Here is a 25,602-nt window from a genome sequence, read left to right as displayed (position 1 = left end):
CAAGCCTGTCGATTGGCGGCCCGTCAGGGCCGCTTCCCCTCCCGCTCAGCGGGAGGGGTTGGGGAGGGTGCAGTCAGGACAGCAAAACTGCCGTCTTGATCTGCACAGCAGATCAAGACTGGCAGTCCGCAGGTGTGCGGGCAGTCAGCTTCTTCTCTGCGGCGTACTTGGCAGCGGTAGTCTTGACCAAGGGCTTGATGATTTGCTCATCGCCTTGCAGCCAATCTGAGGTGAATTGCCACTTCGTGCCGTCCCAGGTATGGATACGGGCCCAGGACGCACCCATGTGATCCATGCACGAGGTGCTGATGGGGCGCATCACGCCGGCAAAGCCGAGTGCATCCAGCTTGGGCTGGGTAAGGTTCAGGTTCTCCAGACCCCAACGGATCTGCTCACCGGTCATGACCTTACCTTTGCCGAAGCGGTCTTGTGCAGCGCGCACGCCTTCGATCGCCAGCATGGCGCTCATGGCACCGCGCATGTAGAGCACCTGGCCGACTTCTTCTTTCGGTCCGGTGCCCTGCCCCTTGCCGTGCACCATGGCCATCACGTCCTTGACCAACTTGGAGTTGGGTTCGGCACCGTGCTGCATGGTCACGGCGTTGTAGCCCTTGGCGCCGTCGGCCACGTCCTTGACGTCCGGCTCAGCACCGGCCCACCACACGCCGTACATCTTTTCGCGGGGGTAGCCGGTGGCTTGTGCTTCCTTGATGGCGGTGGAGTTCATCACACCCCAGCCCCACAGGACCACGTAGTCAGGACGGTTCTGGCGCACCTGCAGCCAAGTGGCCTTTTGCTCCACGCCGGGGGCCGTCACGGGCAACAGGGTAAGGTTGAAGCCGTGCATGGCTGCACGCTCTTGCAACAAGGGGATAGGCTCTTTGCCGAACGGGCTGTCGTGGTAGACCAGCGAAATCTTCTTGCCTTTGAGCTTGTCGAAACCGCCTTCCTTCTTGGCGATGGCTTGCATGATGGCATCTGCAGCCACCCAGTAAGTTCCGGCAATGGGGAAGTTCCACTTGAAGACGGAACCATCCGCGCTTTCACTACGGCCATAGCCTACTGTCACCACAGGGATCTTGTCCGCAGGTGCTTTTTCGGTAATCGCGAACGTAGCGCCAGTGGACAGGGGTTGCACAAACGATGCCCCCTTGCCCTTCAGGCGCTCATAGCACTCCACGCTGCGGGCTGTGTCATAGCCGGTTTCGCATTCTTCAAAGCTGAATTTCACGCCATTGATGCCGCCGCGGGCATTGGTGAGCTTGATGTAGTCCACATAGCCGTTGGCCCATGGCACACCGTTGGGCGCGTAGGGCCCGGTGCGGTACGACAGCACCGGAATGAACTGCTCCTTGGCTTGCGCGAAAGCATTGCCTGCCATCAGGCCGGATGCACCGGCAGCCACCAGAGTGCTTGCGAGTACGAGTTTAGAAAGCTTCATTTGTCTCTCCTGTAATAAGTGGTTGAAGCACGGGGAAAACACGGAACCTGACCCGCCCTCAGTGAGGGAAAGGCCACAAACGCAATTTCTGTTTGCCGATGGACCACAGCTTGGCAAGGCCATGGGGCTCGACGATCAGGAACCAGACAATCAGTCCGCCGAACACCATCAGCTCGGCATGCGAGACAGCGGCTGTGGAAATCTCAAATCCGAACAGGCCAGCCAAGGCCGGCAGGAACTGACTCAAGAAGATGGGCAAAACCACGATGAAAGCCGCACCGAAGAAGCTGCCCATGATGGAGCCCATGCCGCCGATGATCACCATGAACAGCAGTCGGAACGACTGGTCCACCGAGAAGGCCGCTGGCTCCCAGGCGCCGAGGTAAATGAAGCCCCACAAGGCACCGGCGACACCCACGATGAAAGAGCTGACGGCAAACGCGCTCAGCTTGGCGTACATGGGGCGAATGCCGATCACCGCAGCCGCCACGTCCATATCGCGGATCGCCATCCACTCACGCCCCACGGCACCACGCACCAGGTTTTTGGCCAGCAAGGCAATCAGCACCAGCAGCGTCAGGCAAAAAAGGTACTTGGCCATGGGAGACTCCAGCGAGAGGCCGAATACCTGCAAGTTGGATACCGACACCGAGCCAGACGGCGAGTTGTTGGTGAACCACTGAATGCGCAAGAACATCCAGTCCGCAAAAAACTGCGCCGCCAGCGTGGCCACCGCGAGATACAAGCCCTTGACGCGCAAACTGGGCAGCCCGAAAACCATGCCGAACAGCATGGAGCTCACGCCACCCAGCAGCAGCGCGACCAACAAAGGCATGCCCTCAATGCGTACAAAGAAGTTGTAGGCCGCGTAGGCCCCTACCGCCATGAAAGCGCCGGAACCCAGCGAAATCTGGCCGCAGAAGCCCACCAGAATATTCACGCCGACAGCGGCCAGTGAAAAGATCAAAAAGGGAATCAGAATCGCCCGGAACAGGTAGTCGCTGGCCAACATGGGCACCAGCGCAAAGCCCACCAGCAACAGGGCCACGATGGCCATGCGGTCTTGCAGAATGGGAAATATCTGCTGGTCCGCACGGTAGGTGGTTTTGAATTGGCCGTTTTCTCTGTAGAACATTTTTTATCTCGCAGTCTTTTGGCTGAGTGTCAGGACGGCAGCGCACTTTGCTCCGTGTCCTCCGCCCGCTTTGCGGGCTCCTCCTTGACCTACGCAAAGCGCACTACCGCCCTGCCACCGAATGAGCGCGATGGAGCGCAGAGATGGATGCAAATTGAAAGTCATACGCGGTCAATAATTTTTTCGCCGAACAAGCCTTGGGGCCGGATCAGCAGGAAGCCCAGCGCCAACACATAGGCGAACCAGATTTCAATACCGCCACCCACATAAGGCCCGAGGTACACCTCGGACAGCTTTTCGCCCACGCCGATGATCAAGCCGCCCACGATCGCACCGGGTACCGAGGTGAGCCCCCCCAGAATCACCACCGGCAGCGCACGCAAGGCCACGGTAGTCAGTGAAAACTGCACGCCCAGCTTGCTGCCCCAGATCATTCCGGCCACAAGGGCCACCACACCGGCCACGCACCAGACGATGACCCAGATGCGGTTGAGTGGAATACCGATGGACTGCGCCGCCTGGTGGTCATCCGCCACGGCGCGCAGGGCGCGGCCCGTTGCTGTTTTCTGGAAAAACACGCTCAGCAGGGCCACCAGTGCAGCAGCGATGATGGCGGCATAAAAGTCTTCCTTGTTGATCAGGATGCCGCCTTCAAAGGTACTCTCCAGAATCATCACCGGGTCCTTGGGCATGCCGATATCGATCTTGTAGATGCTGCTGCCGAAGATGCTTTGGCCCAGCCCTTCCATGAAGTAAGTGATACCCAGGGTGGCCATCAGCAAGGTGGTGCCTTCCTGATTCACCAGATGGCGCAATACCAGGCGCTCAATGATCCAGGCCACCACAAACATCACAACGCCCGCACCCACAAAGGCCAGCACGTTGGCCGCCACCGGGGAAGTGATGCCCAGATACACCGGAATCCATTCCGCGAAGCGCGCCATCGCCAAAGCGGCAAACAGCACCATCGCACCTTGGGCAAAGTTAAAGACGCCTGAGGCTTTGAAAATCAGCACAAAGCCCAGTGCGACCAGCGAATACAACATGCCGGCCATCAGGCCGCCGAGTAAGGTTTCAAGGAAAAAAGCCATGGTGTTTTCTTTCAGTGGCTGGTGCCGAGGTAGGCGCTAATCACGTCTGCGTTGTTGCGCACTTCGTCCGGGGTGCCATCGCCGATTTTTTTGCCGTAGTCCAGCACCACCACGCGGTCGCTGATGTCCATCACCACGCCCATGTCGTGCTCGATCAACACTACCGTCGTGCCGAACTCATCATTCACATCGAGCACGAAGCGGCACATGTCCTGCTTCTCTTCGACGTTCATGCCGGCCATGGGCTCATCGAGCAACAGCACTTGGGGTTCCATCGCCAGCGCGCGACCCAAGTCGACCCGCTTTTGCAGGCCGTAAGGCAGCTGACCCACAGGCGTCTTGCGGTAGGCCTGGATTTCCAGGAAATCGATGATGCGCTCCACCGCCTCGCGGTGCTGGATCTCTTCCCGCTCGGCCGGGCCGATGCGCAGGGCCTGCATCAGGATGTTGCTTTTGATCTTGAGGTTGCGCCCGGACATGATGTTGTCCAGCACGCTCATGCCCTTGAACAAGGCTAGGTTCTGAAAGGTGCGGCCTATGCCCATGGTGGCCACTTGGTGGCTGTCCATGTGCTTGAACTGCTGCCCGCGGAAAGTGATGGCCCCTTCCTGCGGGGAGTAGACCCCGTTGATGCAGTTCAGCATCGAGCTTTTGCCGGCGCCGTTGGGGCCGATGATGGCGCGAATCTCATGTTCCCGCACATCGAAGCTGATGTCGGTCAGCGCCTTCAAGCCACCGAAACGCAAGGATATGTTTTTGACGTCCAGAATGACGTCGCCGATCTTTTTATCGCTCATGCTGCAGCCTTTACGGGGGCAAGGGTTTTGGTGTCTTCGATGCGCAGCGTGGCGCTGACGCTGCCGGTGCGGCCGTCTTCAAACTTCACCACGGTCTCGATGAACTGGCTGGTCTTGCCCTCGTACAGTGCATCCACCAACACCTGGTACTTCTCAGCAATAAAGCCGCGGCGGACCTTGTTGGTGCGGGTCAATTCACCATCGTCTGCATCCAGCTCTTTGTGCAGCACCAGGAAGCGGCTGATCTGGCTGCCAGCAAGCAGCGCATCCTCGCTCAGGTCGGCATTGACCTTCTCCACGCACTCTTTGATCAGGTCGTACACCTGTGGCTTCTGGGCCAGATCGGTGTAGCCGGCATACGGCAGATTGCGGCGCTCAGCCCAGTTGCCTACGGCATCAAAGTCGATGTTGATGAGCACACATACCTTCTCTCGGCCATCGCCATAAGCCACCACTTCCTTGATGTGCTGGAAGAACTTGAGCTTGTTCTCCACGTACTTGGGAGCAAACATCGCATCGTTGAACGCACCGCCTTTGAGGCGGCCCACGTCTTTGACGCGGTCGATGATCTTCAGGTGGCCGTGCGAATCGATGAAGCCTGCGTCACTGGTGTGGTACCAGCCGTCAGCCGTCAACACCTCGGCAGTCGCCGCTGGATTCTTGTAGTACTCCTTGAGCAGGCCGGGCGACTTGACCAGGATCTCACCGTTCTCAGCCACCTTGATCTCCACGCCTTCGCAGGGAATGCCCACCGTGTCGGCGCGGGCCTGGTTGTCCGGCTGCAGGCACACAAACACTGCGGTCTCGGTCGAGCCATAGAGCTGCTTGAGGTTGATGCCGATGGAGCGGTAGAAGGTAAACAGGTCCGGGCCGATGGCTTCACCGGCGGTATAGGCCACGCGCACGCGGCTGAGACCCAGGGTGTTTCGCAAGGGGCCATACACAAACACATTGCCCAGGGCATACAAGGCGCGGTCTGCACCCGACACCTCCAGCCCATCCATCAACGCGGGGCCCACACGCTTGGCCACGTTCATGAAGTAATGGAACATGTTGCGCTTGATGCGGCCCGCATCTTCCATGCGGATCATCACGCTGGTGAGCATGCCCTCAAACACCCTTGGCGGCGCAAAGTAATAGGTCGGGCCGATTTCTTTCAGATCGATAGTGGCCGTCGCGCTGCTCTCAGGGCAATTCACCACATAGCCACAGGACAACCACTGGGCGTAGCTGAAGATGTTCTGGCCGATCCATGCGGGGGGCATGTACGCCAGCACTTCCTCGGCACTCGTGAGCTTGTCGAACTCAGCGCCTGCACGTGCCCGGTTGAGCAAGGAGTCGTGCGTATGCACCACGCCCTTGGGGTTGCCGGTGGTGCCCGAAGTAAAGAACATGGCCGCGACATCGGAGTGCACTATCTTCCCCACCTCGCTCTTGAAAAAAGCGGGGTGCAGTCCGGCAAACGCTTTGCCCGCAGCCAACAGCTCATCCACCGCGGCAAGTCCGGGCTGGTCGTAATTGCGCAGGCCGCGGGGGTCGTCAAAGTAAATGTACTGAAGCTGCGGGCACTGGTCGCGCACCTCCAGCAGCTTGTCGACCTGCTCCTGGTCTTCAGCGAATGCAAAGCGCACTTCAGCGTTATTGATAGGAAACACGCATTCAGGGGATGCAGCATCCTGGTAGAGCGGAATAGGCACAGCGCCCAGGCTTTGGACGGCCAGCATGGTGGCGTACAGGCGGGGGCGGTTGGCGCCCACTACCACCATGTGGTCACCGCGCTGCAAACCTGCTTGATGCAGCCCGGCGGCGAGATGCTCCACCATCACGGCCAGGTCACCCCAGCTCAGTGATTGCCAGATGCCGTATTCCTTTTCGCGCATGGCAGCGGCCTGCGGGCGCTGACTCGCGTGCTGCAGCAGAAGCTGCGGAAATGTCGTGTGCGTACCCATTGCGTGTCACCTCGTTATGCCCGCTGCATGCTGGTCGCGGACTTTGGTATGGGGCGAATGGTAGGACGGCGTTTGACGTCAGGTTGTCGTTTGGACGACAATTCAGACGAATCTCGGTAGGTGTTTTCCCTTCGCTGAACGGCAACTTACACGCGGGTTACATGAAGCTTTCACCATGCCCCACACACGCACTGCACACGCCTCTGACGCCACGCTGCACCAGCGTCGTCGCCCCCTGACTGACGCTGAGTTGGACGCCATTCCGTGGCTGCACTTGCTGGCCCCCACCGACCGGGAACGCGCTGTCGATGACCTGCGCATTGCAGAGGCCGCACCGGGCGAATACATGTGCCGCATGGGGCGCCCGGTGACCTACTGGTTCGGCGTGATTGACGGCCTGCTGAAGATGAGCACTGACAACGCAGAAGGCCAGACCATGACCTTCACCGGTGTTCCGCCCGGAGGTTGGTTCGGTGAGGGCACTGCACTCAAGCGCGAGACCTACCGTTACAACATTCAGGCCCTGCGCAAGAGCCTGGTCGCCGGTTTGCATGTGGATACCTTTCATTGGCTACTGGACCACTCGATTGCTTTCAACCGCTTTGTGATGAACCAGCTCAATGAGCGTCTGGGTCAGTTCATCGCTGCACGCGAAATCGACCGCATGACCAACCCCGACATCCGGGTCGCCCGCAGTCTGGCCTCGCTGTTCAACCCCGTGCTGTACCCCGGCGTCGGGGAGGTGCTGCGCATCACCCAGCAGGAGCTGGCGTACCTGGCCGGCCTCTCGCGCCAACGGGTCAATGAAGCACTCAACGCCCTGGAGGCGCAAGGCTTCATCAAGGTGGAATACGGCGGACTGCGTGTCTTGGATTTACAAGCCTTGCGCTCCAAAGTATTCACCCGCCAGCTGCCCTGATGCCCCTCCTCTAAGATACGAGCCAACAACAGGGAACCACTATGCTGACAAGCGAAGAGCTGGAGGCACGCAGGCAGCACTTCCGCTTGCTGGAGCGCATCAGCCTGCCGATCTGGGTGTTCGACATCGACAAGAGCCGGGTGCACTGGGCCAACGATGCGGCACTCACCCTCTGGCGCGCGCAGGGACTGCCCGAGCTGTGCAGCCGCGATATGGGGGCGGACATGTCCGCCTCGGTTGCCAAACGGCTGCGGCAATACCAAAGCGACTTTGCGCAGCACGGCGCCAGCTTCAGCGAGCAGTGGACCATCTACCCCGCCGGCGTACCGGTGTCCATGAACATGCAGCTCAGCGGCATCCGCCTGACAGACGGGCGCATGGCCATACTGTGCGAAAGCCGCATCATTGAGCCGGACCGTCCCGAGGCACTGCGCTCGGTAGAGGCCCTGCTGCACACCGATGTGATGATCACGCTGTATGACCGGGAAGGCGTGGTGCTCTACCGTAACCCGGCTGCGCGCGAATCGGTGCCCAACCTCAACATGCGCATGGCCGAGCGCTTTCAGGACATGGAAGCGCTGGAGCGCATGCTGGCCATGCTGGAACTGCATGGTGAAGCCACACTGACACTGCCCGCCCACACCACCCGCAATCTGCGCTGGCACGAGGTGTCGGTCCGCCTGTGCCGCGATGCGGTAACCGGGCGCGACGCAGTGCTCATGAGCGAAGTCGATGTCACCGCCATCAAACATGCGCAAGACCACTCGCAGTACCTCGCCCGGCACGACTCCCTGACCGGCCTGCCCAATCGCAGCCATGTGATGCAGCGCTTTGCCGACACCTTGCGTGACATGGGAGAAGGCGCTACCGAGGCTGCACTGATCTACATCGACCTCGATCACTTCAAGGACATCAACGACACCCTGGGCCACGCGGCGGGTGACGCCCTGCTGGTGCAGGTGGCCGAGCGCCTGCGGGCAATCACCCGCAGCAGCGACATGGTGGCCCGGCTGGGTGGAGATGAGTTCCTCATCCTGATGGTGTCCCACAACATCCGCGAAGAAGTCGACCTGGTACGCAGGCGCCTCAGCAGCACGGTCGCGCAACCCATACATATCCATGGTGCGGAAGTCATCGTCACGCCCAGTGTGGGTGTGAGCTTTTATCCCGAGCACGGCAAGGAGCTGGATACCCTGCTGCGCAATGCCGACCTCGCCATGTACAGCGCCAAAGAGAGCGGCCGCAACGCCCTCAACATCTTCGAGTCGCCCATGGCGCAGCGCGTGCAACAGCGGCTGGAGCTGGAAACCGAACTGCGCCACGCCCTGACGCGGCAGGAGTTTGAGCTGTACTACCAGCCACGCGTGGACGTGGCCACCGGCCAGGTGCGCGGGGCGGAAGCGCTGATCCGCTGGAACCACCCGCAGCGCGGGCTGGTAGGGCCGGACGCCTTTATTCCGACCTGCGAGAGCACGGGCATGATCAACGCCTTGGGCGACTGGGTGTTTGAGCAGGCTGCGCGGCAGCAAGTGCAGTGGGCCCGTGAAGGCTTGGACCTGAAGATTTCCGTCAACCTCTCGCCCCGCCAGTTCCGTGACCCGGAGCTGCTGAACCGCTTGGCCCGCATCGTCACCGCCACTGCGGCGCAGCCCGCGCGCCTCGAATTGGAGCTCACCGAGTCCATGCTGCTCGGAGTGGCGCCCCACACCCACGAAACGCTGGACGATTTGCGGCGCATGGGCTTCTCCATCAGCGTAGACGACTTCGGCACGGGCTACTCCAACCTGGCCTACCTGAACCGTTTTCCGATTCAAGTGCTGAAGGTGGACAAAACCTTTGTGCAGGACATCGAGGCCAACCGCCCGGTGGCCGAGCTCATCGTGTCCATGTGCCGGCTGATGCAACTGCACATCGTGGCTGAAGGGGTGGAAACCCCGGCCCAATTGGAGTGGGTGCAGGCCCAGGGCATTGGGCAATACCAGGGGTATCTGTTTGCAAAACCCTTGCCCGCCGCAGCTTTTGTACAGAGAGTGCGGGCATAGCGCGAAGCCAACCGTCCGGGAATGAGAAAATACAGGCCATGACAAACACGACTGAACGCCCCGCCCTGCCCGACCACCTGTCTATCGACCCCCGCAGCCCCCACCATGTGGCTGCCGTGTTCGAGCACGACATCGGCATCCGCTTCAACGACAAAGAGCGCATGGACGTGGAGGAATACTGCGTCAGCGAAGGCTGGATCAAAGTGCCCGCCGGCAAGACGGTGGACCGCAAAGGCAAGCCCCTGCTGATCAAGCTCAAGGGCAAGGTTGAAGCCTTTTATCGCTAACACAGCCACTGCTTGGTGATGGGCCCTCAAGACCGGGATGGGGACGCTGCAGCGCCCCGCCAGATGGGGCTGATTCCGCTCATCGTTTTTTGGTGCGTGGTGATGGGCCTGCTGTATGCCGGCATGAGCGTCTACCTGCAGCCCAAAAAGGCCCAAGTGCTGGCCAATGGCGACCTGATCATCCCGCGCGCCCTGGACGGACATTTCTACACCCCAGGCCGCATCCAGGGCGTAGAAGTCACGTTTCTGGTGGATACCGGTGCGTCGCTGGTCACGGTGAGCGAAGCGTTTGCGCGCAAGGCCGGGCTGACCGGTGGCACCCCGACCACCTTCCGGACCGCCAACGGGGACCGCGCCGGGCGCGTGGTCGAGGGGGCGAGCCTTTCCATCGGCCCGGTGGAAGCGCGCAACATCAAGATGGGTGTGGGCCTGCACGGAGGGGAGGACGACGAAGCGCTCCTGGGCCAGTCCTTCCTGTCCAAGTTCGACATCACGCTCCACAAAGACCATATGGTCCTCCAACCCCGCTAATGCTGGCCTGCCAGGCCATTTAGTAGCAAAATCTGCCTCTAGCGCTCATGGAATGTGCGCGAGCAGCTCTCAAAATAATAGCAACCGCACCATGACCGATCAGACTCCTCCCCGCCCCGTCCTGCGCCGCGCGCCACCGCCCGCCCAGGAGGCAGCAGCCCCCACCGGCGCACGCCGTGCACCGCCTCCCGTCGCATCCCGCGCGCCGGGCAACCGCGCCATTCCCCAAGGCCAGAGTAACACCGCCGCCCATGGCGCCGGCGGCACGGTGCGGCTGAACAAACGCATGGCCGACCTCGGCATGGCCTCGCGCCGTGAAGCAGACGAGTGGATAGCCAAAGGCTGGGTCAAGGTCAACGGAAAAGTGGCCGAGATGGGCATGCAGGTGCTGCCCGATGTGCGCATCGAAATCGACAAGCAAGCCCAGGGCCAGCAGGCTAACCAGGTCACCATCCTGCTGAACAAGCCGCTGGGCATCGTGAGCGGGCAAGCCGAGGACGGGCACGAGCCCGCCATCAAGCTCATCCAGCCCCAGAACCGCTGGCGCGATGACAACGCGCGCTTCTTCTTCCACGGCAGCCAGCTCAAAAGCCTGGTGCCCGCCGGCCGGCTGGACATTGACTCCACCGGCCTGCTAGTGCTGACACAAGACGGCCGCGTGGCCCGCCAGCTGATCGGCGAAGACTCAGTGATGGAAAAGGAATACCTGGTGCGCGTCGCCTACACCGGCGTGGAAAACCCCGGTGCGGCCAACTCGCCTGCGGCCACCTACCCTGCATTGGCCGGACGAGGCAAACCTCAACAGCTGATTCGCCTGGACGATGACGACCCAGTCACCAGCGATGTGCAAAGCGTGTTCCCGCCCGAGAAGCTGCAACTGCTGCGCCACGGCCTGAGCCTGGACGACCAGCGCCTGAAGCCCGCCAAAGTGGAATGGCAAAACCCGGAGCAGCTGCGCTTTGTGCTGACCGAAGGCAAGAAGCGCCAGATTCGCCGCATGTGCGAGCTGGTCGGCCTGAAGGTGGTGGGCTTGAAGCGGGTGCGCGTGGGCAAGGTCATGCTGGGCAATCTGCCGGTGGGCCAGTGGCGCTACCTGCAGCCGCACGAAAAGTTTTAAATACAAGGCGCCTATGCCCACACCGCCCCGCACCAAGGTCTTCGCCAAAGCCATCGCCACAGACCTGCGGGGCGCAGCCCAACTGGCCACCCAGGCCACCTTGGGAGTAGCGCGCATGGCCGAAGGCGTGCACCAGTCGGTGCTTGGCACGTTGGGCGCACGGGGCGACATCAGCAGCACGCAAACAGGCAGCCACCCGCAAGCCACCGGCCTGACCGGCTGGGTGTACAGCGCAGTGCGCGGCATCACCACCCTGGTGGGCAAGTCGGCAGACGCCGCCTTGCGCGCCCTCACCCCTTTGCTGGAAAGCACCGAGGCCCAGCCCCCCGAATCCCCCCAACGTGCCGCCGTGGTGGCTGCACTGAACGGCGTGCTGGGCGACCACTTGGCCGCCACCGGCAACCCGCTGGCCACGCCGATGAGCTTGCGCTTTAACGGCGCTGTGCTGGAACCCGACCAGATTCCCGCCAAAAATGCCGTCAACGGCAAGCTGCTGATCGTGCTGCACGGCCTGTGCATGAACGATCTGCAGTGGGAACATGCAGCGGCAGACGGCACCCCCACCAGCCACGCCGCCGCACTGGCGCAAGCCCATGGCTACACCCCTGTTTTTGTGCGCTACAACACCGGCTTGCACATCTCGGTCAATGGTGCAGCGTTGTCAGAAAAGCTCGGCGAGCTGGTGGACCAGTGGCCTGTGGCGGTGGAGAGCATCACCGTGCTGGTGCACAGCATGGGCGGGCTGGTGGCACGCAGTGCCTGCGCCACCGCGGAAGCAAACGCAGCTCCGTGGCGAGCCCTGCTGAAGTCCATGGTGTTTTTGGGCACGCCCCACCACGGAGCGCCGCTGGAGCGGGCGGGCAATTGGGTCGATGTGGTGCTGGGCAGCACGCCGTATTCACGCCCCTTGGCCAAGCTGGGGCAGCTGCGCAGTGCCGGCATCACTGACCTGCGCTATGGTTTGGTCCTGGAGTCTGACTGGCAAGGCCTAGACCGCTTCCGACGCCAGCCCGACCGGCGCACCCACCTGCCCCTGCCCGGGGGAGTGGACTGCTACACCGTGGCCGCCACCGTAGCCAAACCGCGCAGCCTGCTGGCCGAGCGCCTGGTGGGCGACGGCTTGGTACCCCTGCACAGCGCTCTAGGCCGGCACGACGATGCCGGCCGTACGCTGCACTTCCCCAAAAACCGGCAAGCCGTGGTGTACCGCCTCAACCACATGGAATTGCTCAGCAGCCCCGTGGTACGAGAGCTGTTGGTCAATTGGTTGGCCTGAGCCTGTCCCAACGCCGCTCAAGCACGGCGCTCTGCGTCTTCGAGGGCCAGCAGCAGGCTGGTGCGGTGCTGGCGGGCGACTTCCTGCCAATGCAGGCCGCTGATCGCACCCTCCAACGCCCAAAGCAGGTTCAAGCTGGCGTTGCCGACTTGGCGCTTGACTTGGAGGTAAGCCGCCACCGAACCCAGGCGACGCAGGTCCGCCACGGTGTGGATGCCTGCGGCGATCAGCATCGACTGTGACTTGGGGCCCAGATTGGGCAGATGGGCAAGGTGGTTGACCATGGGCGAATCTCGTAACAGTTAACTGGGTGCAGATACGGCTGTCGCGTGCACTTCTTGCACCCAAAAGCCTAGAGCAGACCGAATACCCCGCAGCTCAACTCGCTGACCGGCCACAGGCAATGGACCGACAACACGCCCTTGCACACAAGCCTCACCGGCGGCTCCGTCTAGACGAAATGTGAAATCCTGTTTGCAACCCTTCCCCGATGTCTGGACAGGCTCTGCCTTCAAGACGACCGCTGAAACTCCAGTTTGGGGAGAACCTGTGATGTACGCCAAGCCATAGACATAGCCCAAAGGCGCTGCAACAAGTACACCAGCAAGGGATAGTGCCATCACCGGAAAACCCAGCAGAACCCGAAAAATGTGCGTCGGCATTTTGAGTTCCAGCCCAGCGCTGAGGCGGCTATGCCAAGACGGAATGCACCAAAAGCCCAACAACAGAATTCCACCAAGGGTAAAAATCAGCCGCCATGCCCAAATTGACAGTCGGGTCGTAGCAATCAAGTACTCCGTCATTTCGGCGGTCAGACCGCAGCCCAAAAGCAGGAACAGAAAACAGGCGACAACTAGCCCGACACGAAGTTTCTTGTTTTGAAGCATTTGGCAATGCTACCCATCTGCCCAGCCTCTTGAAACCCACCCCCTCGCCCATAATTGAGGGTTGCCCGCGCCGCAGGCGCTATTGGCCCGTGTCGCACATCGCTTTTTTTGAGACTCAGAGACAGAACTATGACCAAGCAAACCATGAATTTCCAGGCCGAAGTCGCCCAGCTGCTGCACCTGGTGACGCACTCCCTGTACTCCAACAAAGAGATTTTTCTGCGGGAGTTGATCTCCAACGCGTCGGACGCCTGCGACAAGCTGCGCTTTGAAGCCATCAACAACAGCGGCCTGTATGAGAACGACTCCGAGCTGAAGGTCAAGGTTACCTTCGACAAGGACGCCAAAACGCTGACCATCACAGACAACGGCATCGGCCTCTCCATGCAGGAAGCCATCGACAATCTGGGCACCATTGCCAAAAGCGGCACCAAAGACTTTGTGAGCAAGCTCACTGGCGACCAGAAGGCCGACAGCAACCTGATCGGGCAGTTCGGCGTGGGCTTTTATTCCGGCTTTATCGTGGCCGACAAGATCACCGTGGAATCCCGCCGCGCCGGCTTGAAGGCCGATGAAGCCGTGCGCTGGGTAAGCGACGGCGGCGCCAGCGGTGGCGGTGCGTTTGAGGTGGAAGCCATTACCCGCGAAGCGCGTGGCACCAGCGTCATCCTGCACCTGCGTGAAGACGCTTCCGACTACCTGCAGACCTGGAAGGTCAAGGGCATCATCAACAAATACTCTGACCACATCAGTCTGCCCATCCTGATGGAAAAGGAAGAGTGGAAAGACGGCGAGCTGATCAACCCGTCTGATGAAAACGGCGGCCGCCAGCCCGGTGGCATGGTCAAGACCGGCGAGTGGGAAACCGTCAACAAGGCCAACGCCATCTGGAGCCGCGCCAAGAAGGACGTGACGCAAGAGCAGTACGACGATTTCTACAAGCAGATCAGCCACGACTTTGAGGCGCCCTTGGCCCACACCCACAACCGCGTGGAAGGCAGCACCGAATACACCCAACTGCTCTACATCCCGGCCAAGGCTCCACACGACCTGTACAACCGCGACCACAAGGGCGGCCTCAAGTTGTATGTGAAGCGCGTGTTCATCATGGACGATGCCGAAGCCCTGCTGCCAAACTACCTGCGCTTTGTAAAAGGCGTGGTGGACTCCGCCGACCTGCCCCTCAACGTGAGCCGCGAGCTGCTGCAAGAGAGCCGCGATGTGAAAGCCATCCGCGACGGCAACACCAAGCGCGTGCTCTCCATGCTGGAAACCCTGGCCAAGAACGACAAGCTGCCAGAGGCCGGTGCTGACGGCGTAACCGATGTGCTCAGCGCCGAAGAAAAGGCCGAGCAGGAAGCCAACTTGGGCAAGTACACCAAGTTCTATGCCGAGTTTGGCGCGGTGCTCAAAGAAGGCTTGGGCGAAGACTTCGGCAACAAGGACCGCCTGGCCAAGCTGCTGCGCTTTGCAAGCACCACCAGCGATACCGTCAGCGTCAGCCTGGCCGACTACAAGGCGCGCATGAAGGAAGGCCAGGAGGCCATCTACTACATCACCGCCGAGACCCTTGCGGCCGCCAAGAACAGCCCGCAGCTCGAAGTCTTCAAGAAAAAGGGCATTGAAGTGCTCTTGATGACCGACCGCGTGGACGAGTGGGCCCTGAACTACCTGCACGACTTCGATGGCACGCCCCTGCAATCCGTGGCCAAAGGCGCGGTGGACCTGGGCAAGCTACAAGATGAAGCGGAGAAAAAAGCCGCAGAGGAAGCTGCCGAAGCCTTCAAGCCAGTGCTGGCCAAACTGAAAGAAGCGCTGAAAGAAAAAGCTGAAGACGTACGTGCGACCACCCGCCTGGTGGACAGCCCCGCCTGCCTGGTGGTGCAAGACCACGGCATGAGCACCCAACTGGCCCGTTTGCTCAAGCAAGCAGGCCAGCAAGCTCCGGATGTGAAGCCTGTGCTGGAAGTCAACGCGGACCACGCACTGGTGAAAAAGCTGGATGGCTCGGTGCATTTCCACGACCTGGCCCACATCCTCTTCGACCAGGCCTTGCTGGCGGAAGGCGGACTGCCGGAAGACCCGGCGGCTTATGTGAAACGGGTGAACGCTCTGCTGGTGTGATGCGGGCTGACATAGAGAAAAATAAGCCTCCAGCGCCCGCTGCATATGCGCAAGCAGCTACTTAATTAGTAGCAAAAGGCAGAAAAGAAAAGCCCCGCAGTCGCGAGACTGGCGGGGCCATTTTCTGAGCGAGCTCAGGAGGCCATGTAGCCCGTGCGCAGCGCATACGCCCACTCCGGCCGCCCGCGCAGATCCGCCAAACGCGCCATGGGTTCAAAGTCGTAAGGCACGCTGTGCAGCGCAGCGCTCCAGGCTCCCGATGCGCGTTCAATGATGGCGTAGCGGGCGTCGGGCGATCCGTTTTCCACCACGTTCTCCATCGGCTCCAGATCGTCGAAGGCCGCCAAGCCCACGCTGCCGGGGTTGCACAGCAACTGCCCGGCACGCGAGCGCAAAGCACGAGGAATGTGCGTGTGACCGCAAGCCACGACAGCTGCGGTGTGGGTCAGGATCTGGCGCTCGTGGTTACCTGCCAGGCTCAACCAGCCACTGGCCATCAGGTAGCGGGCCGTTTCCAGGGGCAACAAAGGGCCGGACAGGCTGTCGCCCAAATTGACGATGCAGTCCACGCCTCGCCGGCGAATGTCAGCCGCCACCGCCTCCAATGCGGGGAGGTTGCCGTGAATATCGGAGATGAGGGCAATACGCATGATGCTGACATTACCACCCGGCTAAACGGCAAGCGCCACATCGTTGCACGCCGGAATTCCGCTGGACGACTGCACTTGATTACGCCCTGCCGCCTTGGCGGCGTACAGTGCCTGATCCGCACAGTCAATCACGGCTTCCAGCGACTCAATGCCACCGCGAGTTTGTCCGTCCGGTGCACATGCATAGCCGACCGAAAACGTGAAGCGGACATTGCGGCCATCCTTGATGCGCACGGACTGCCTGCCGGCTTCGTCCACCAGCCGCTGGGCAAAGCGGCCGGCTTCTTCGGCAGAGCAGTCGTGCAAGAGCACACAAAATTCTTCGCCGCCGTAACGCACAGCAATATCGGAGAGGCGCGTCAACTGCGACAACATGCGGGCGGCATGCGCCAGCACGGCATCGCCCCCTGCGTGGCCATAGCTGTCGTTGATACGCTTGAAGTTGTCGATGTCCATCAAGACGAGCGCATACCCCCCAGCTTGCCACTGGTGGGGCTTGGCAACAGCCATCTCAAAGAATGCGGTGCGGGTGTAAAGGCCGGTCAGGCCATCACGGCGCAGCCGGTCACTCATCTCGCGGTGTTGGCGCTGACTCACCATCACGATGAACACCACGGTGGCCACCGTGAAGTACAAAGCAGCCACGCACAAGGCCACGATCTGGGCGGGCGAGTTCGCAACAGTAGACACCAGTATGGCCTGGCCATTGAGTGCCATGCCTGCCCGCACGAAAAAGGCCAATGCACTGAGTCCGTGAATGATGTTCAAAACCACCCGCCACTGCGCTCCATGCCGCCCGGGGGCCATGGCCACCATCAATGCGGCCAGCACCAGCTGAAAGCCAATGGCCATGGACATGGAGAAAACGCCAAACTGTGCATCCGTTTCGAGGAAATAGACGGCCAATACCCCTGACAGGCCGACCGCAGTACTCAGTGCTACGCTGCTGACGGGTGCCTCCACCTGCAAGAGTTTGGCGTAAGCAAGCATCGTGAACGGCACAACGGCCAACATGGCCAGGTTCGCGACCAGATACGTCAGGACCCAGGGGGCCTTACCGCGGAAAAAGAACAACAGAAACGCAAATGACGCAAAGGCCAGACTCGCAGACCATTCATGCAAACCCAAGCGCTTGGAGGAAGCACCCCGTGCGAGCAAGGCAGAGAGAATGGCAAGACTGAACGCCAGCAGACTCGTGGCGAATACCAATGTGGCGGCATCCAGCCGCAGGTGACCCGTTGTATACAAAACCACTCCCTGAAGCTTGACGGGTGTGCCACTGTGGGAACTACCACGCCCTCGTTTTTTTGATGTCAACGACTCAGCAAATATTGTTCCATGGAGAAGTGGCTATAGAACTGAAATTTCCTTTATTTCCAGACTTACCCCTCGGGCAAGCAGCCCAAAGGCTTGACCGATATCATGAAAGCTCGATTCCCAACCCCGAAATCGGCAAGCCTCTTGTGGACACTCCCCTTCTGACCGCACCCGACATCCGTCAACGCATCTGGCAGGAACTGCAGCGTGCCCTGCAAGACAGGCACCACGAATGGCGAACCCCCGTGCTGGCCACGGTGAACGCGGATGGCTTGCCGCAAGCACGCACCGTCGTGCTCCGGCATGCAGATGCGCGGCAGGCAACCTTGCAATTTTTCACCGACAAGCGCAGTCCCAAGTTTGCAGAGTTGGAGGCGGCGCCCTCTGTGGCGCTGGTGTTCTGGAGCAAACGGCTTAGCTGGCAGTTGCGGATCCAAGCCACGGCAACGTTGCAACGTAGCGGACCTGATGTGGATGCGGTGTGGACACGCATCAGCCAATCCCCCGCTGCAGGGGACTACCTCTCGGCCAAGGCGCCGGGGGATGTGTGGGAAGAAGACGCCTCAGACACCCCATCTGACAACACGCAGCACTTTCTTGGGATCGTGACCCTGCGAGTTCAGAACTTGGACTGGCTGGAACTGGCGCGCACGGGTCACCGGCGGGCTGTATTTACCGCAGACCAGTGGGAATGGCGTGTGCCCTGAGGCACGGATATCAACCTGCTTTGGCAACCTGGATCATCCAGGCAAAGAGTTGCTCCAGGTCATAGTCGCCAGCGTGGCCCTGATCCCAGGGCATGGCAAAGTCCACGGCATAGCCTTGGTTCTGCAAGGCGGTTGCCAAGATCACCGGAATGGCCAGTGAGGTATCGCGGTCGATCGTGCCGTGGCGGATGCGCCAGCGTTTGGCATTGCGCGCGTCCCTGCTGCCGATGTATTGCATGGCATTCATCATCTTCACCAGCTTGTCTTCCGCACGAACCGCAGCGTTGGCCGTGTTGCGCTGCACCGAGAAATCCGTGAAATGCCGGTTATTTGTTGAAGCGGTGCCGAACAGGTTGTTCTCACCGCTGGAGGCATCCAGTGCATCGAACGCCGGCGGCAACTTCATGCGGCCTGCATAGCGAACAAAGGCGTCAAAGTCGAGGCTGCGCACCTTGCCACCTTGGATGTTGAGCCAGCTGTATTTCCCTAAATCTTTGCCTGCATCCAGTTGACCCTGTGCGGAAGAGAGTACATAGCCCGAAACCCAGTCCTTGAAGCTGCCGTTGCCTGAAGCGTCCAGCGTCAAGTTCTGCCCTTGGGGCGACTTCAGATTCAAACTATTGACGTAGGCAGGAAACAAAGGCTTGAGCTCGTTGGACACCTTGATCTGCTCAGGCGTCAGGGTACCGGCCACTTCTTTGCGAACCATGTTGAAGTCCAGCATGCTCACCTGGATAGCCCGGTAATCATTCACCCCGTTAAACAGCCACTCGTGCGCGGCGTCGGCATGCTCAAGGTTGGTAATCGGGCAGTAGGCCGACACCGCAAAAATGTCGTCCCGCCCCGGGGCTGCGCCCATGGCTTGGAGATAGGTCTCGTAGTCCGGGGAGTTGCCGCTGGCACCCAACAAGGCAGACAAAGCACCACCAGCGCTCGTGCCGTTGGAAATGATTTTTTCCATGTCGCCGGGCAATACGCTGGCGTTCAAGCGCAGGTAGCGCACCGCGGCTTTCAGGTCCAGGATGGCTGCGGGCGCTTTGCCGGTAAAGGCACCATCAGCATCCTTCAAGGTGCGCCCCCGTGCGCCGGGAGATGCGACTACAAAGCCCTTGAGCAGGGCCGCGGCAATAGTGCTGGGCTTGCCAGCGCTGGGGCCCTGGGTTACCGCTTGCGCAGTACCCGGCTTGGCGGGCATGTAGCCGCCGACCTGGTTAGGAAAAAACACCGGCGCCGTGCGGGCATCGAAGTCTCCCACCTTGGCGTTTTGGTAATAGGCCTCCGGCACATAGATGTTGATCACCTGGTAGGCGGTATCCACCGGCTTGGCGACGTAGGGCACCCCAAGGTAGGCACGCACTGCGATGCTTTGCCCGTCCACCGACACCGTTTGCTTTTCAAACCGCGTGGGGTCCAGGCGCAATGCATCGGGCGCTGTGGCGGCTACAGCATCACTCTTGGTTGATGAACAGGCTGTGCCCATCAGCACAGCGGTACCGGCCAGACAAGCCAGCGTGGCACGACGGGAAATGGAAGAAGACATGAAAAAACTCCTAGGTAGCGCATGCTATCCAGCGAACGTAAAGAGTGGATGTAGCTGTCGCAAAGCGAGGTTTGCCTACCCTAAGGGCTAAACCTACCCGTGACAGACCAGACTCCATCGCGTCGCCCTAGCACGACCGCCTCGCCGGAGGCCGGAACCACGCCGGCAATGGCAGTGATATTGACCTGATGGGTCACAACGACCAAGACACCTTTACCCGCCCATGCATTCATCAAAGCTTTGGCGGCTTGCGTTTGGGCAGGCGCAGAATCCGGTTCACCAAAAAAAGAATTGAACGCCAGCTTGTCTACCCGCATGCCCGGAAATGCCAAATCTGCCGTGTCGCGGGCTCGGCACCATTGGGATGACCAAACTGCATCCACCGGTACCTGAAGTTTCCGGAAAAACTGACCCAAACGCACCGCCTGCGCACGGCCCTCCGCACTGAGGTTGCGTTGGGTGCTGCAGTCGTTCAAAGTAAAGTGTTCGGGGTCACCCACGCCGGGAGCCAAGGCGTGGCGAATCAATACCACGCTGCCAGCCCGAACTTCTGCGTTGCCATCCACAGCCGATGCCATGGAAGCTGCACACCAGGCGAGCAACAGCGACGTTATGCGAAGCCAAAATTGGGGCGATGTCATGAGAGCATTCTTTCGGACCCAAGCGGTTGTCGGTTGGATCGCAGCCCATACCCCTTCACGCATAATCGCCCGGCTCGCGCACATCGGCAAAGCGCTGCTTGATCGACGCCCGCTCTTCTTTGGCGGACAACAGGGCCTCGACGCAATCCCTGTCCAACAAGCCAGCATCCGCTTCTGCACGCAGTTCTGCGCACACAGCGGCGTCATCCCACGAGTTTTTGTAGGCCCGGCGATTACTGAGCGCGTCATACACATCAGCCACCGCCACAATGCGTCCCTCCAAGGGGATGTGCTCCATGGTCAGCCCACGCGGATAGCCCGATCCATCGCCCCGCTCGTGGTGCGTCGAGACGATGTTGCGCATGATCTGCTCCTGCATGCTCCCCTGCAAGCCAAGGTCCTGGCTGATTCGGCCGATGATGCTCTCGCCCATGGCCACATGGCGCTTCATTATCTCGTACTCGGCAGCATCCAACCTACCAGGTTTGAGCAGGATGTGGTCCGGGATACCGACTTTGCCGATATCGTGCAAGGGCGAGAAAAGCTCCACATACTCGATGTAGGCATCACTCAAACTGTGGCTTGCAGCCAAAGCGCGGGCCATGATGCGAGAGTAGTACGCAATACGCTCCAGGTGCTGCCCCGTCTCAAAGTCCCGGGATCGGGCCAAGTCCACCGCGACCTGAATGGCACTCACAATGCCGCGCGCCAAACGGCGTTGCGTCAAAAACAAATGCGCAATCAGATCTGTGAATTCGCGTAGCTCTTCCACATCCGCATCTGTGAAAGCATGGAGTTGCCTGGAGTCATAAAAGAGAAAACCCGCCAGCACATCGCCCTGGGAGACCGGCGTTGTCACGCTGGATGGGTAGTGGTGATGCTTTAGCCAATGGTTGGGGGTGGACGGAGAGCGGAATGCGTCCACCAGGTTATGAATGACCCGGGTACCGCGCTGCACAGCCAGCTCCGAGAGCGTGGGCACATCTGCCAAAGCGACTTCATAATGCTTCAAGGCACCATCATCCCGGTTGGTGCTGACCAGCGTCTTCAGGAGCCCGGTGTTCGCATCATGTGCCACCACGGCGATACGATCGACCGCCGCAACTCGGCTGTTCACGAGGCGGAGAATCATCTCCAGCTGGGATGCCAAGCCTCCGTTCGGCATGGACTCCACCACATGGTGCGGCGACAACGCAGACAAAATGGGGTACAACTTCATGGTCATCATTGTTGCGCGATATAGAACCTTTGCGCAAAAAATTGGGGCCGTCATCCACGTATCAGATCGCTTTTTCTACCTATATCCAACCTATGAAAACCAAGCTCCGCACTTCCCTCTTCGCGCTAGCCCTGCTGGCCCACAGCGCCTTCGCACAAAACGCTGTGACCGCGGCAGCTGCCAAAGAAGATGGCGCTGTCGTCACCTCCAGCGGCCTGGTGTACCGCAGTCTCAAAGACGGCACCGGGGCCAGCCCCAAAGCCACCGACAAAGTCACGGTGCACTACAAAGGAACTTTCCCGGACGGGCGTGAATTCGACAGCTCCTACAAGCGCGGCCAGCCCATTGACTTCCCGCTCAACGGAGTGATCCCCTGCTGGACCGAAGGTGTGCAGCGTATGAAAACTGGCGGCAAAGCCAAGCTGACCTGCCCACCGGAAATCGCTTACGGTGCCCGTGGTGCAGGTGGCGTTATCCCTCCGAACGCGACGTTGGTGTTTGAAGTAGAACTGTTGGGCGTGAACGGAAAATAAGCAGCGGATAGATTTCAAGCCACGGCAGGCGCAAAACCTGTCTGGCTTGTAAGCATGACTCGCCTTGGATACGCGCCTCTAATTGACACTTGTATGACCCTCATCCGCGTACTGATCGCAGAAGATCACACCATGCTGGCTGATGCACTTCAGATGCTGCTGTCCACCCAAGAGGACATGCGTTGCGTCGGCATCGCCACCAATGGTCACAGTACCTTGGAGCAAGCTGAGCGCTTGCGTCCTGATGTGCTCTTGCTGGACTTGGGTCTTCCTGGTCTGGATGGTTTGGGCGTGATGAAGGCACTTCATGCCATGGAATCAGCCTCTCGCACACTTGTGGTAACTGCACGCATGGATGCAGGCTCAGTACGGGCTGCCTTGGCGCTGGGTGCCGCGGGCTACGTGCCCAAAAATGAAAGCAGCAGTGAACTGCTACACGCCATCCGCCGGGTGGCTCAAGGCCGTCGCTATATCAGCAACGATATCGCCAGTCTCTTTGTGGACGATGCAGAAGAGGAAGCCAAAGACATCAAACTCACCCACAGTGAAACGATTGTCCTGCAACTTGTCGGCGAAGGGCTCACCAGCAGGGAAATCGGTTTAAAGCTCAATATCAGCGAAGGCACCGTGCGCAAGCACAGGGAAAACCTGCGCAGCAAGCTGGGCATCCGCAACAGTGCCGAGATGGCGGCATATGCCATACGCACCCAGGGTGGTAGCACCCAGCCCGGAGATCTGTAGCCTCAAGTCCGATCGGCGACGATGTCCGCTGCTTTCCCGTTGTGGGTACTCAGGCCACACAGCGTGAAGACAGATCCAAGCCCTGGGGCACTCTTCAGCGCAAGATCGGCAGTCATGTAAGCCGCCTGCGCCTTGGCAATCGCCAGACCCAAACCGTGGCTCTGTTCGGCGTGCCGGTCATCAAAGCTGCGATAGGCGTCGAACAGGAAATCCTGCTGTTCAATGGGAATCCCACGACCACTGTCACGAACCTCGACGCAAAGGCGGCGCCCGATGCGATACCCCAGTCGCCAGCGCACGCCCACGTACACGGCACCGGAATCGGTGTTCTTGATGGCATTGCTTATCAGGTTCTGCACAACGGATTCGAGCATGCGGCGGTCGCTCCAGACGGTCTTGTGTTTCAGCCTGCCCGTAACTGCACATCGCAGCACAATTCCTTTGGACTTCGCCTGTTCGCCGAACAAAGCTTGCATGTATGCAAATAGATCCGTCAATTCCACACGCACAATCTGGAATTTGAGCGCTCCTGACTGCAATCGGGAGAGCTCCAACAAGCGACTCACTTGCGCATGGAGCTCATCCAAAGCACTCTCCATTTTTGGCACAACCTGGCCCAATGCCTCCTCGCCGCCCTTGGGAACCGTGTGCCTCAAGACACCCAGGAACAAACCAATCGCTTGAAACGGTTGTTTTAGATCGTGGCTCACCCCGGCCAAAAAGAGTGATTTGGTCTGGGAGGAATTTTCCGCAGCTTCTTTGCTCAGTAGCAGATCTGCAATCAAATTCTGGCTCTCGTATCGCAAGCGAACGTGCCCCAGCTCACCCCAGACGCCAATGAGGACAAGGTGTACACCAGCAACACATCTGCGTGGCGCTGTGGGTCGTCCATGCGTTTTCTTGAGCGCCACATAAACAACTCGCGGGCTGCGTTGGCAATCACACTAAAAGCCAGCCATGCTGCGATGACCCCATGCGCCACCCGGCCATGCATCAACCACACGCAAACGCCACTCAACAACACGACTGCAACCAAGGGAAAGTGCAAGTCAAAAACAAAATAGCGGGCGAACGCGCGCCTCTCAAACTGCGCCAGCGTCTCTGTTGATGCTTTAGAAGGCATGGTGTATTCGTATGGATTTTTTACGGGTACACCTAGGCAGTACGCAATCCGCACAAAGTGAAAGTGCTACCGCACCCCAACCGGGAGCTGACATCAATCTCGCAGCCCAGAAAACTGGCTTGCGCCTTGGCAAGAGCCAGACCCAGACCATGACTCTCGCTGCCATGGCGATCATCAAAACTCCGGTAGGCATCAAACAACAAGGGCAACTGGTGCTCTGGTATGCCGGCTCCGTTGTCGCGCACTTCAATGCACAGTTGCTGCCCCTGCGGGTAGCTGGTGCGCAAGCGGGTACCGACGTAAACCCGCCCGCCTTCGGCATGCTTGAGGGCGTTGCTGATGAAGTTCGTCAACACGGATTCCAGCATCCGCCGATCCGCCCACACCCGGTGCGAACGTCCCGATGCCAATCGCAATTGCACGCCTCTGGCCTTGGCTTCTCCTGCCAATAGCTCATAAACCGGCAACAAAACATCCGTAAGCTGTATCACCTCAAGGTGTACGGGCATGGCGCCCGACTCCAGCCGTGAGAGTTCCAGCAGACGGCTGATCTGACGATGGACAGCACTTGCAGCCGCCTCAATTTTTTCAGCCGTTTGGATGGTGACCACATTGTCCAACCCCTTGGCCGCGCTGTGACGCAGAAAGCCGGTGTACATCCCTATCGCGCGAATGGGCTGCTTCAAGTCATGACTGACACCCGCCAGAAACAGACTCTTGTTGCGCGAAGCACTCTCCACCTCCGCGTTGCGTTGCTCCAAGTCGGCAATCAATCGCTGATTGTCAAAACGCAGGCGCATCGACTCCCGATGCAGCCGATTGGTGATGTGGGCATACCCACTCATGGTGGAGAAGTACGCCATGCTCAAACCGGCAAGCGCTACTGCCAACGGCTCTCCACTGATGGCCAAACGCACGACACCGGGCAGTAGCACGGGAACAGCAAAGGCATAGAAAGCCGGCAAATACGAAGACAGGGGCGTTACCGCACCGCCAATATGCCCGGTCACAAAAGCACCCGCCAACATGATGCGCATGGGGTCCCTAGGATCCACATGCATGCCCACAAATATGCCCCAGAACATGCCCAAGGCCAGGGACACTCCGGTGAACGAGCGCAATGCAGGGCCCGCCCTCATTCCGGCAGCCAATTGAGGCCGAAGCTGACGCACGAGGCACTCTCGCCATGCGGTCACCCCAAACCCCAATAGCAACCACAGCGCAACGTAAGTGTCCGGGTAGTTGGAACGAAGCAACCACGTGCCCAACACAGCCATGGCCAGATAGCTCACGTAAGGGTAGCGGATGTCGTTCGCAAAATAGCGCGCGAACTCGAGCTCCTCGTAATGTGCAAGGGTTTCAGGCTGCTTCGTGGCGTACATGAATGGTGAGATGAAGCCGTGACATACGGCCTAACACTATGCCATTTACCCCCCACTTGATGGACATAGTCCGACTGGACTATGCACCTCCATTTGCAAGGTTTTTATACGCACAAGTGCGTATAAAAACAGACCCAACTACGCATTGCTGCG

25 protein-coding genes are annotated in these 25,602 nt (G+C 59.9%); 10 read left to right on the top strand and 15 right to left on the bottom strand.

Annotated features, from left to right (window positions below; all coding sequences use genetic code 11):
* Positions 1 to 112 precede the first annotated feature (112 nt).
* The 5 genes from RAN89_RS05070 to RAN89_RS05050 form a co-directional block, all read right to left on the bottom strand.
* Positions 113 to 1,441, bottom strand: a complete 1,329-nt coding sequence (locus RAN89_RS05070; RefSeq protein ID WP_313868541.1) for an ABC transporter substrate-binding protein — start codon at positions 1,439 to 1,441, stop codon at positions 113 to 115.
* A 58-nt stretch (positions 1,442 to 1,499) separates the two neighbouring features.
* Complete coding sequence (locus RAN89_RS05065) at positions 1,500 to 2,576, bottom strand: branched-chain amino acid ABC transporter permease (RefSeq protein ID WP_313868540.1); 1,077 nt, start codon at positions 2,574 to 2,576, stop codon at positions 1,500 to 1,502.
* A gap of 161 nt (positions 2,577 to 2,737) precedes the next feature.
* Complete coding sequence (locus tag RAN89_RS05060) at positions 2,738 to 3,667, bottom strand: branched-chain amino acid ABC transporter permease (protein WP_300475648.1); 930 nt, start codon at positions 3,665 to 3,667, stop codon at positions 2,738 to 2,740.
* Between the two features lie 11 nt (positions 3,668 to 3,678).
* A complete protein-coding gene (locus RAN89_RS05055) occupies positions 3,679 to 4,464 on the bottom strand; it encodes an ABC transporter ATP-binding protein (RefSeq protein ID WP_313868539.1) in 786 nt (261 codons plus the stop codon).
* Positions 4,461 to 6,413, bottom strand: a complete 1,953-nt coding sequence (locus RAN89_RS05050) for an AMP-dependent synthetase/ligase (RefSeq protein WP_313868538.1) — start codon at positions 6,411 to 6,413, stop codon at positions 4,461 to 4,463. Before RAN89_RS05050 ends, RAN89_RS05055 begins: the two co-directional genes overlap by 4 nt.
* A gap of 175 nt (positions 6,414 to 6,588) precedes the next feature.
* Between RAN89_RS05050 and RAN89_RS05045 the strand changes: the two genes are divergently transcribed.
* The 6 genes from RAN89_RS05045 (at position 6,589) to RAN89_RS05020 (ending at position 12,585) form a co-directional block, all read left to right on the top strand.
* Positions 6,589 to 7,332 (top strand): Crp/Fnr family transcriptional regulator, encoded by a 744-nt coding sequence (locus RAN89_RS05045; RefSeq protein WP_313868537.1) that lies wholly within the window; start codon positions 6,589 to 6,591, stop codon positions 7,330 to 7,332.
* A gap of 41 nt (positions 7,333 to 7,373) precedes the next feature.
* Complete coding sequence (locus RAN89_RS05040; protein ID WP_313868536.1) at positions 7,374 to 9,374, top strand: putative bifunctional diguanylate cyclase/phosphodiesterase; 2,001 nt, start codon at positions 7,374 to 7,376, stop codon at positions 9,372 to 9,374.
* A 38-nt stretch (positions 9,375 to 9,412) separates the two neighbouring features.
* Positions 9,413 to 9,661, top strand: a complete 249-nt coding sequence (locus RAN89_RS05035; protein WP_087496189.1) for a DUF3297 family protein — start codon at positions 9,413 to 9,415, stop codon at positions 9,659 to 9,661.
* 18 nt (positions 9,662 to 9,679) lie between these two features.
* Positions 9,680 to 10,192 carry a retropepsin-like aspartic protease family protein gene (locus RAN89_RS05030; protein WP_313868535.1) on the top strand — a complete coding sequence of 171 codons (513 nt, stop codon included), beginning with the start codon at positions 9,680 to 9,682 and terminating at the stop codon, positions 10,190 to 10,192.
* A 286-nt stretch (positions 10,193 to 10,478) separates the two neighbouring features.
* The gene (locus tag RAN89_RS05025) at positions 10,479 to 11,309 is read left to right on the top strand and encodes a pseudouridine synthase (RefSeq protein WP_428984495.1); all 831 of its coding nucleotides are present in this window, start codon (positions 10,479 to 10,481) and stop codon (positions 11,307 to 11,309) included.
* A gap of 13 nt (positions 11,310 to 11,322) precedes the next feature.
* The gene (locus tag RAN89_RS05020) at positions 11,323 to 12,585 is read left to right on the top strand and encodes an esterase/lipase family protein (RefSeq protein WP_313868533.1); all 1,263 of its coding nucleotides are present in this window, start codon (positions 11,323 to 11,325) and stop codon (positions 12,583 to 12,585) included.
* 17 nt (positions 12,586 to 12,602) lie between these two features.
* On the opposite strand, the gene RAN89_RS05015 is transcribed toward RAN89_RS05020, so the two are convergent.
* Both RAN89_RS05015 and RAN89_RS05010 read right to left on the bottom strand, forming a co-directional pair.
* Entirely contained in the window at positions 12,603 to 12,869 is a 267-nt protein-coding gene (locus tag RAN89_RS05015) for a TfoX/Sxy family protein (protein ID WP_313868532.1), read from the bottom strand.
* Positions 12,870 to 12,887: 18 nt separating this feature from the next.
* Positions 12,888 to 13,472: a hypothetical protein gene (locus RAN89_RS05010; protein WP_313868531.1), complete on the bottom strand. Its 585-nt coding sequence runs from the start codon at positions 13,470 to 13,472 to the stop codon at positions 12,888 to 12,890.
* A gap of 129 nt (positions 13,473 to 13,601) precedes the next feature.
* On the opposite strand from RAN89_RS05010, the gene htpG reads away from it, so the two are divergent.
* Positions 13,602 to 15,596: a molecular chaperone HtpG gene (gene htpG, locus RAN89_RS05005; RefSeq protein WP_313868530.1), complete on the top strand. Its 1,995-nt coding sequence runs from the start codon at positions 13,602 to 13,604 to the stop codon at positions 15,594 to 15,596.
* Positions 15,597 to 15,730: 134 nt separating this feature from the next.
* On the opposite strand, the gene RAN89_RS05000 is transcribed toward htpG, so the two are convergent.
* The gene (locus RAN89_RS05000) at positions 15,731 to 16,246 is read right to left on the bottom strand and encodes a metallophosphoesterase family protein (RefSeq protein ID WP_313868529.1); all 516 of its coding nucleotides are present in this window, start codon (positions 16,244 to 16,246) and stop codon (positions 15,731 to 15,733) included.
* Positions 16,247 to 16,267: 21 nt separating this feature from the next.
* Positions 16,268 to 17,500: a GGDEF domain-containing protein gene (locus RAN89_RS04995; RefSeq protein ID WP_313868528.1), complete on the bottom strand. Its 1,233-nt coding sequence runs from the start codon at positions 17,498 to 17,500 to the stop codon at positions 16,268 to 16,270.
* Positions 17,501 to 17,709: 209 nt separating this feature from the next.
* Between RAN89_RS04995 and RAN89_RS04990 the strand changes: the two genes are divergently transcribed.
* Positions 17,710 to 18,270: a pyridoxamine 5'-phosphate oxidase family protein gene (locus RAN89_RS04990; RefSeq protein WP_313868527.1), complete on the top strand. Its 561-nt coding sequence runs from the start codon at positions 17,710 to 17,712 to the stop codon at positions 18,268 to 18,270.
* Between the two features lie 10 nt (positions 18,271 to 18,280).
* Here the strand turns inward: RAN89_RS04990 and RAN89_RS04985 are convergent, their stop codons facing one another.
* The 3 genes from RAN89_RS04985 to RAN89_RS04975 form a co-directional block, all read right to left on the bottom strand.
* Positions 18,281 to 19,810 (bottom strand): subtype B tannase, encoded by a 1,530-nt coding sequence (locus RAN89_RS04985; RefSeq protein WP_313868526.1) that lies wholly within the window; start codon positions 19,808 to 19,810, stop codon positions 18,281 to 18,283.
* Between the two features lie 80 nt (positions 19,811 to 19,890).
* On the bottom strand, positions 19,891 to 20,388 hold the full coding sequence (locus RAN89_RS04980; protein WP_313868525.1) for a histidine phosphatase family protein: 498 nt from the start codon (positions 20,386 to 20,388) through the stop codon (positions 19,891 to 19,893).
* A gap of 118 nt (positions 20,389 to 20,506) precedes the next feature.
* Positions 20,507 to 21,670 carry an HD domain-containing phosphohydrolase gene (locus tag RAN89_RS04975; protein ID WP_313868524.1) on the bottom strand — a complete coding sequence of 388 codons (1,164 nt, stop codon included), beginning with the start codon at positions 21,668 to 21,670 and terminating at the stop codon, positions 20,507 to 20,509.
* A gap of 92 nt (positions 21,671 to 21,762) precedes the next feature.
* Between RAN89_RS04975 and RAN89_RS04970 the strand changes: the two genes are divergently transcribed.
* Both RAN89_RS04970 and RAN89_RS04965 read left to right on the top strand, forming a co-directional pair.
* Complete coding sequence (locus tag RAN89_RS04970; protein ID WP_313868523.1) at positions 21,763 to 22,203, top strand: FKBP-type peptidyl-prolyl cis-trans isomerase; 441 nt, start codon at positions 21,763 to 21,765, stop codon at positions 22,201 to 22,203.
* Positions 22,204 to 22,296: 93 nt separating this feature from the next.
* Positions 22,297 to 22,944, top strand: a complete 648-nt coding sequence (locus RAN89_RS04965; protein ID WP_313868522.1) for a response regulator transcription factor — start codon at positions 22,297 to 22,299, stop codon at positions 22,942 to 22,944.
* A 2-nt stretch (positions 22,945 to 22,946) separates the two neighbouring features.
* Here the strand turns inward: RAN89_RS04965 and RAN89_RS04960 are convergent, their stop codons facing one another.
* From RAN89_RS04960 to RAN89_RS04950, 3 genes are read right to left on the bottom strand one after another with little or no spacing between them, the layout of a single operon-like run.
* On the bottom strand, positions 22,947 to 23,729 hold the full coding sequence (locus tag RAN89_RS04960) for a sensor histidine kinase (protein ID WP_313868521.1): 783 nt from the start codon (positions 23,727 to 23,729) through the stop codon (positions 22,947 to 22,949).
* Complete coding sequence (locus tag RAN89_RS04955; protein WP_313868520.1) at positions 23,726 to 24,067, bottom strand: hypothetical protein; 342 nt, start codon at positions 24,065 to 24,067, stop codon at positions 23,726 to 23,728. The genes RAN89_RS04960 and RAN89_RS04955 overlap by 4 nt, the downstream gene beginning before the upstream one ends.
* 32 nt (positions 24,068 to 24,099) lie before the next feature.
* Complete coding sequence (locus RAN89_RS04950; RefSeq protein WP_313868519.1) at positions 24,100 to 25,449, bottom strand: sensor histidine kinase; 1,350 nt, start codon at positions 25,447 to 25,449, stop codon at positions 24,100 to 24,102.
* Positions 25,450 to 25,602 lie beyond the last annotated feature (153 nt).

This window comes from Rhodoferax mekongensis, from assembly GCF_032191775.1.
Taxonomy (GTDB): Bacteria; Pseudomonadota; Gammaproteobacteria; order Burkholderiales; family Burkholderiaceae_C; genus Allorhodoferax; species Allorhodoferax mekongensis.
This window is presented reverse-complemented; position numbering and strand designations above follow the sequence as displayed.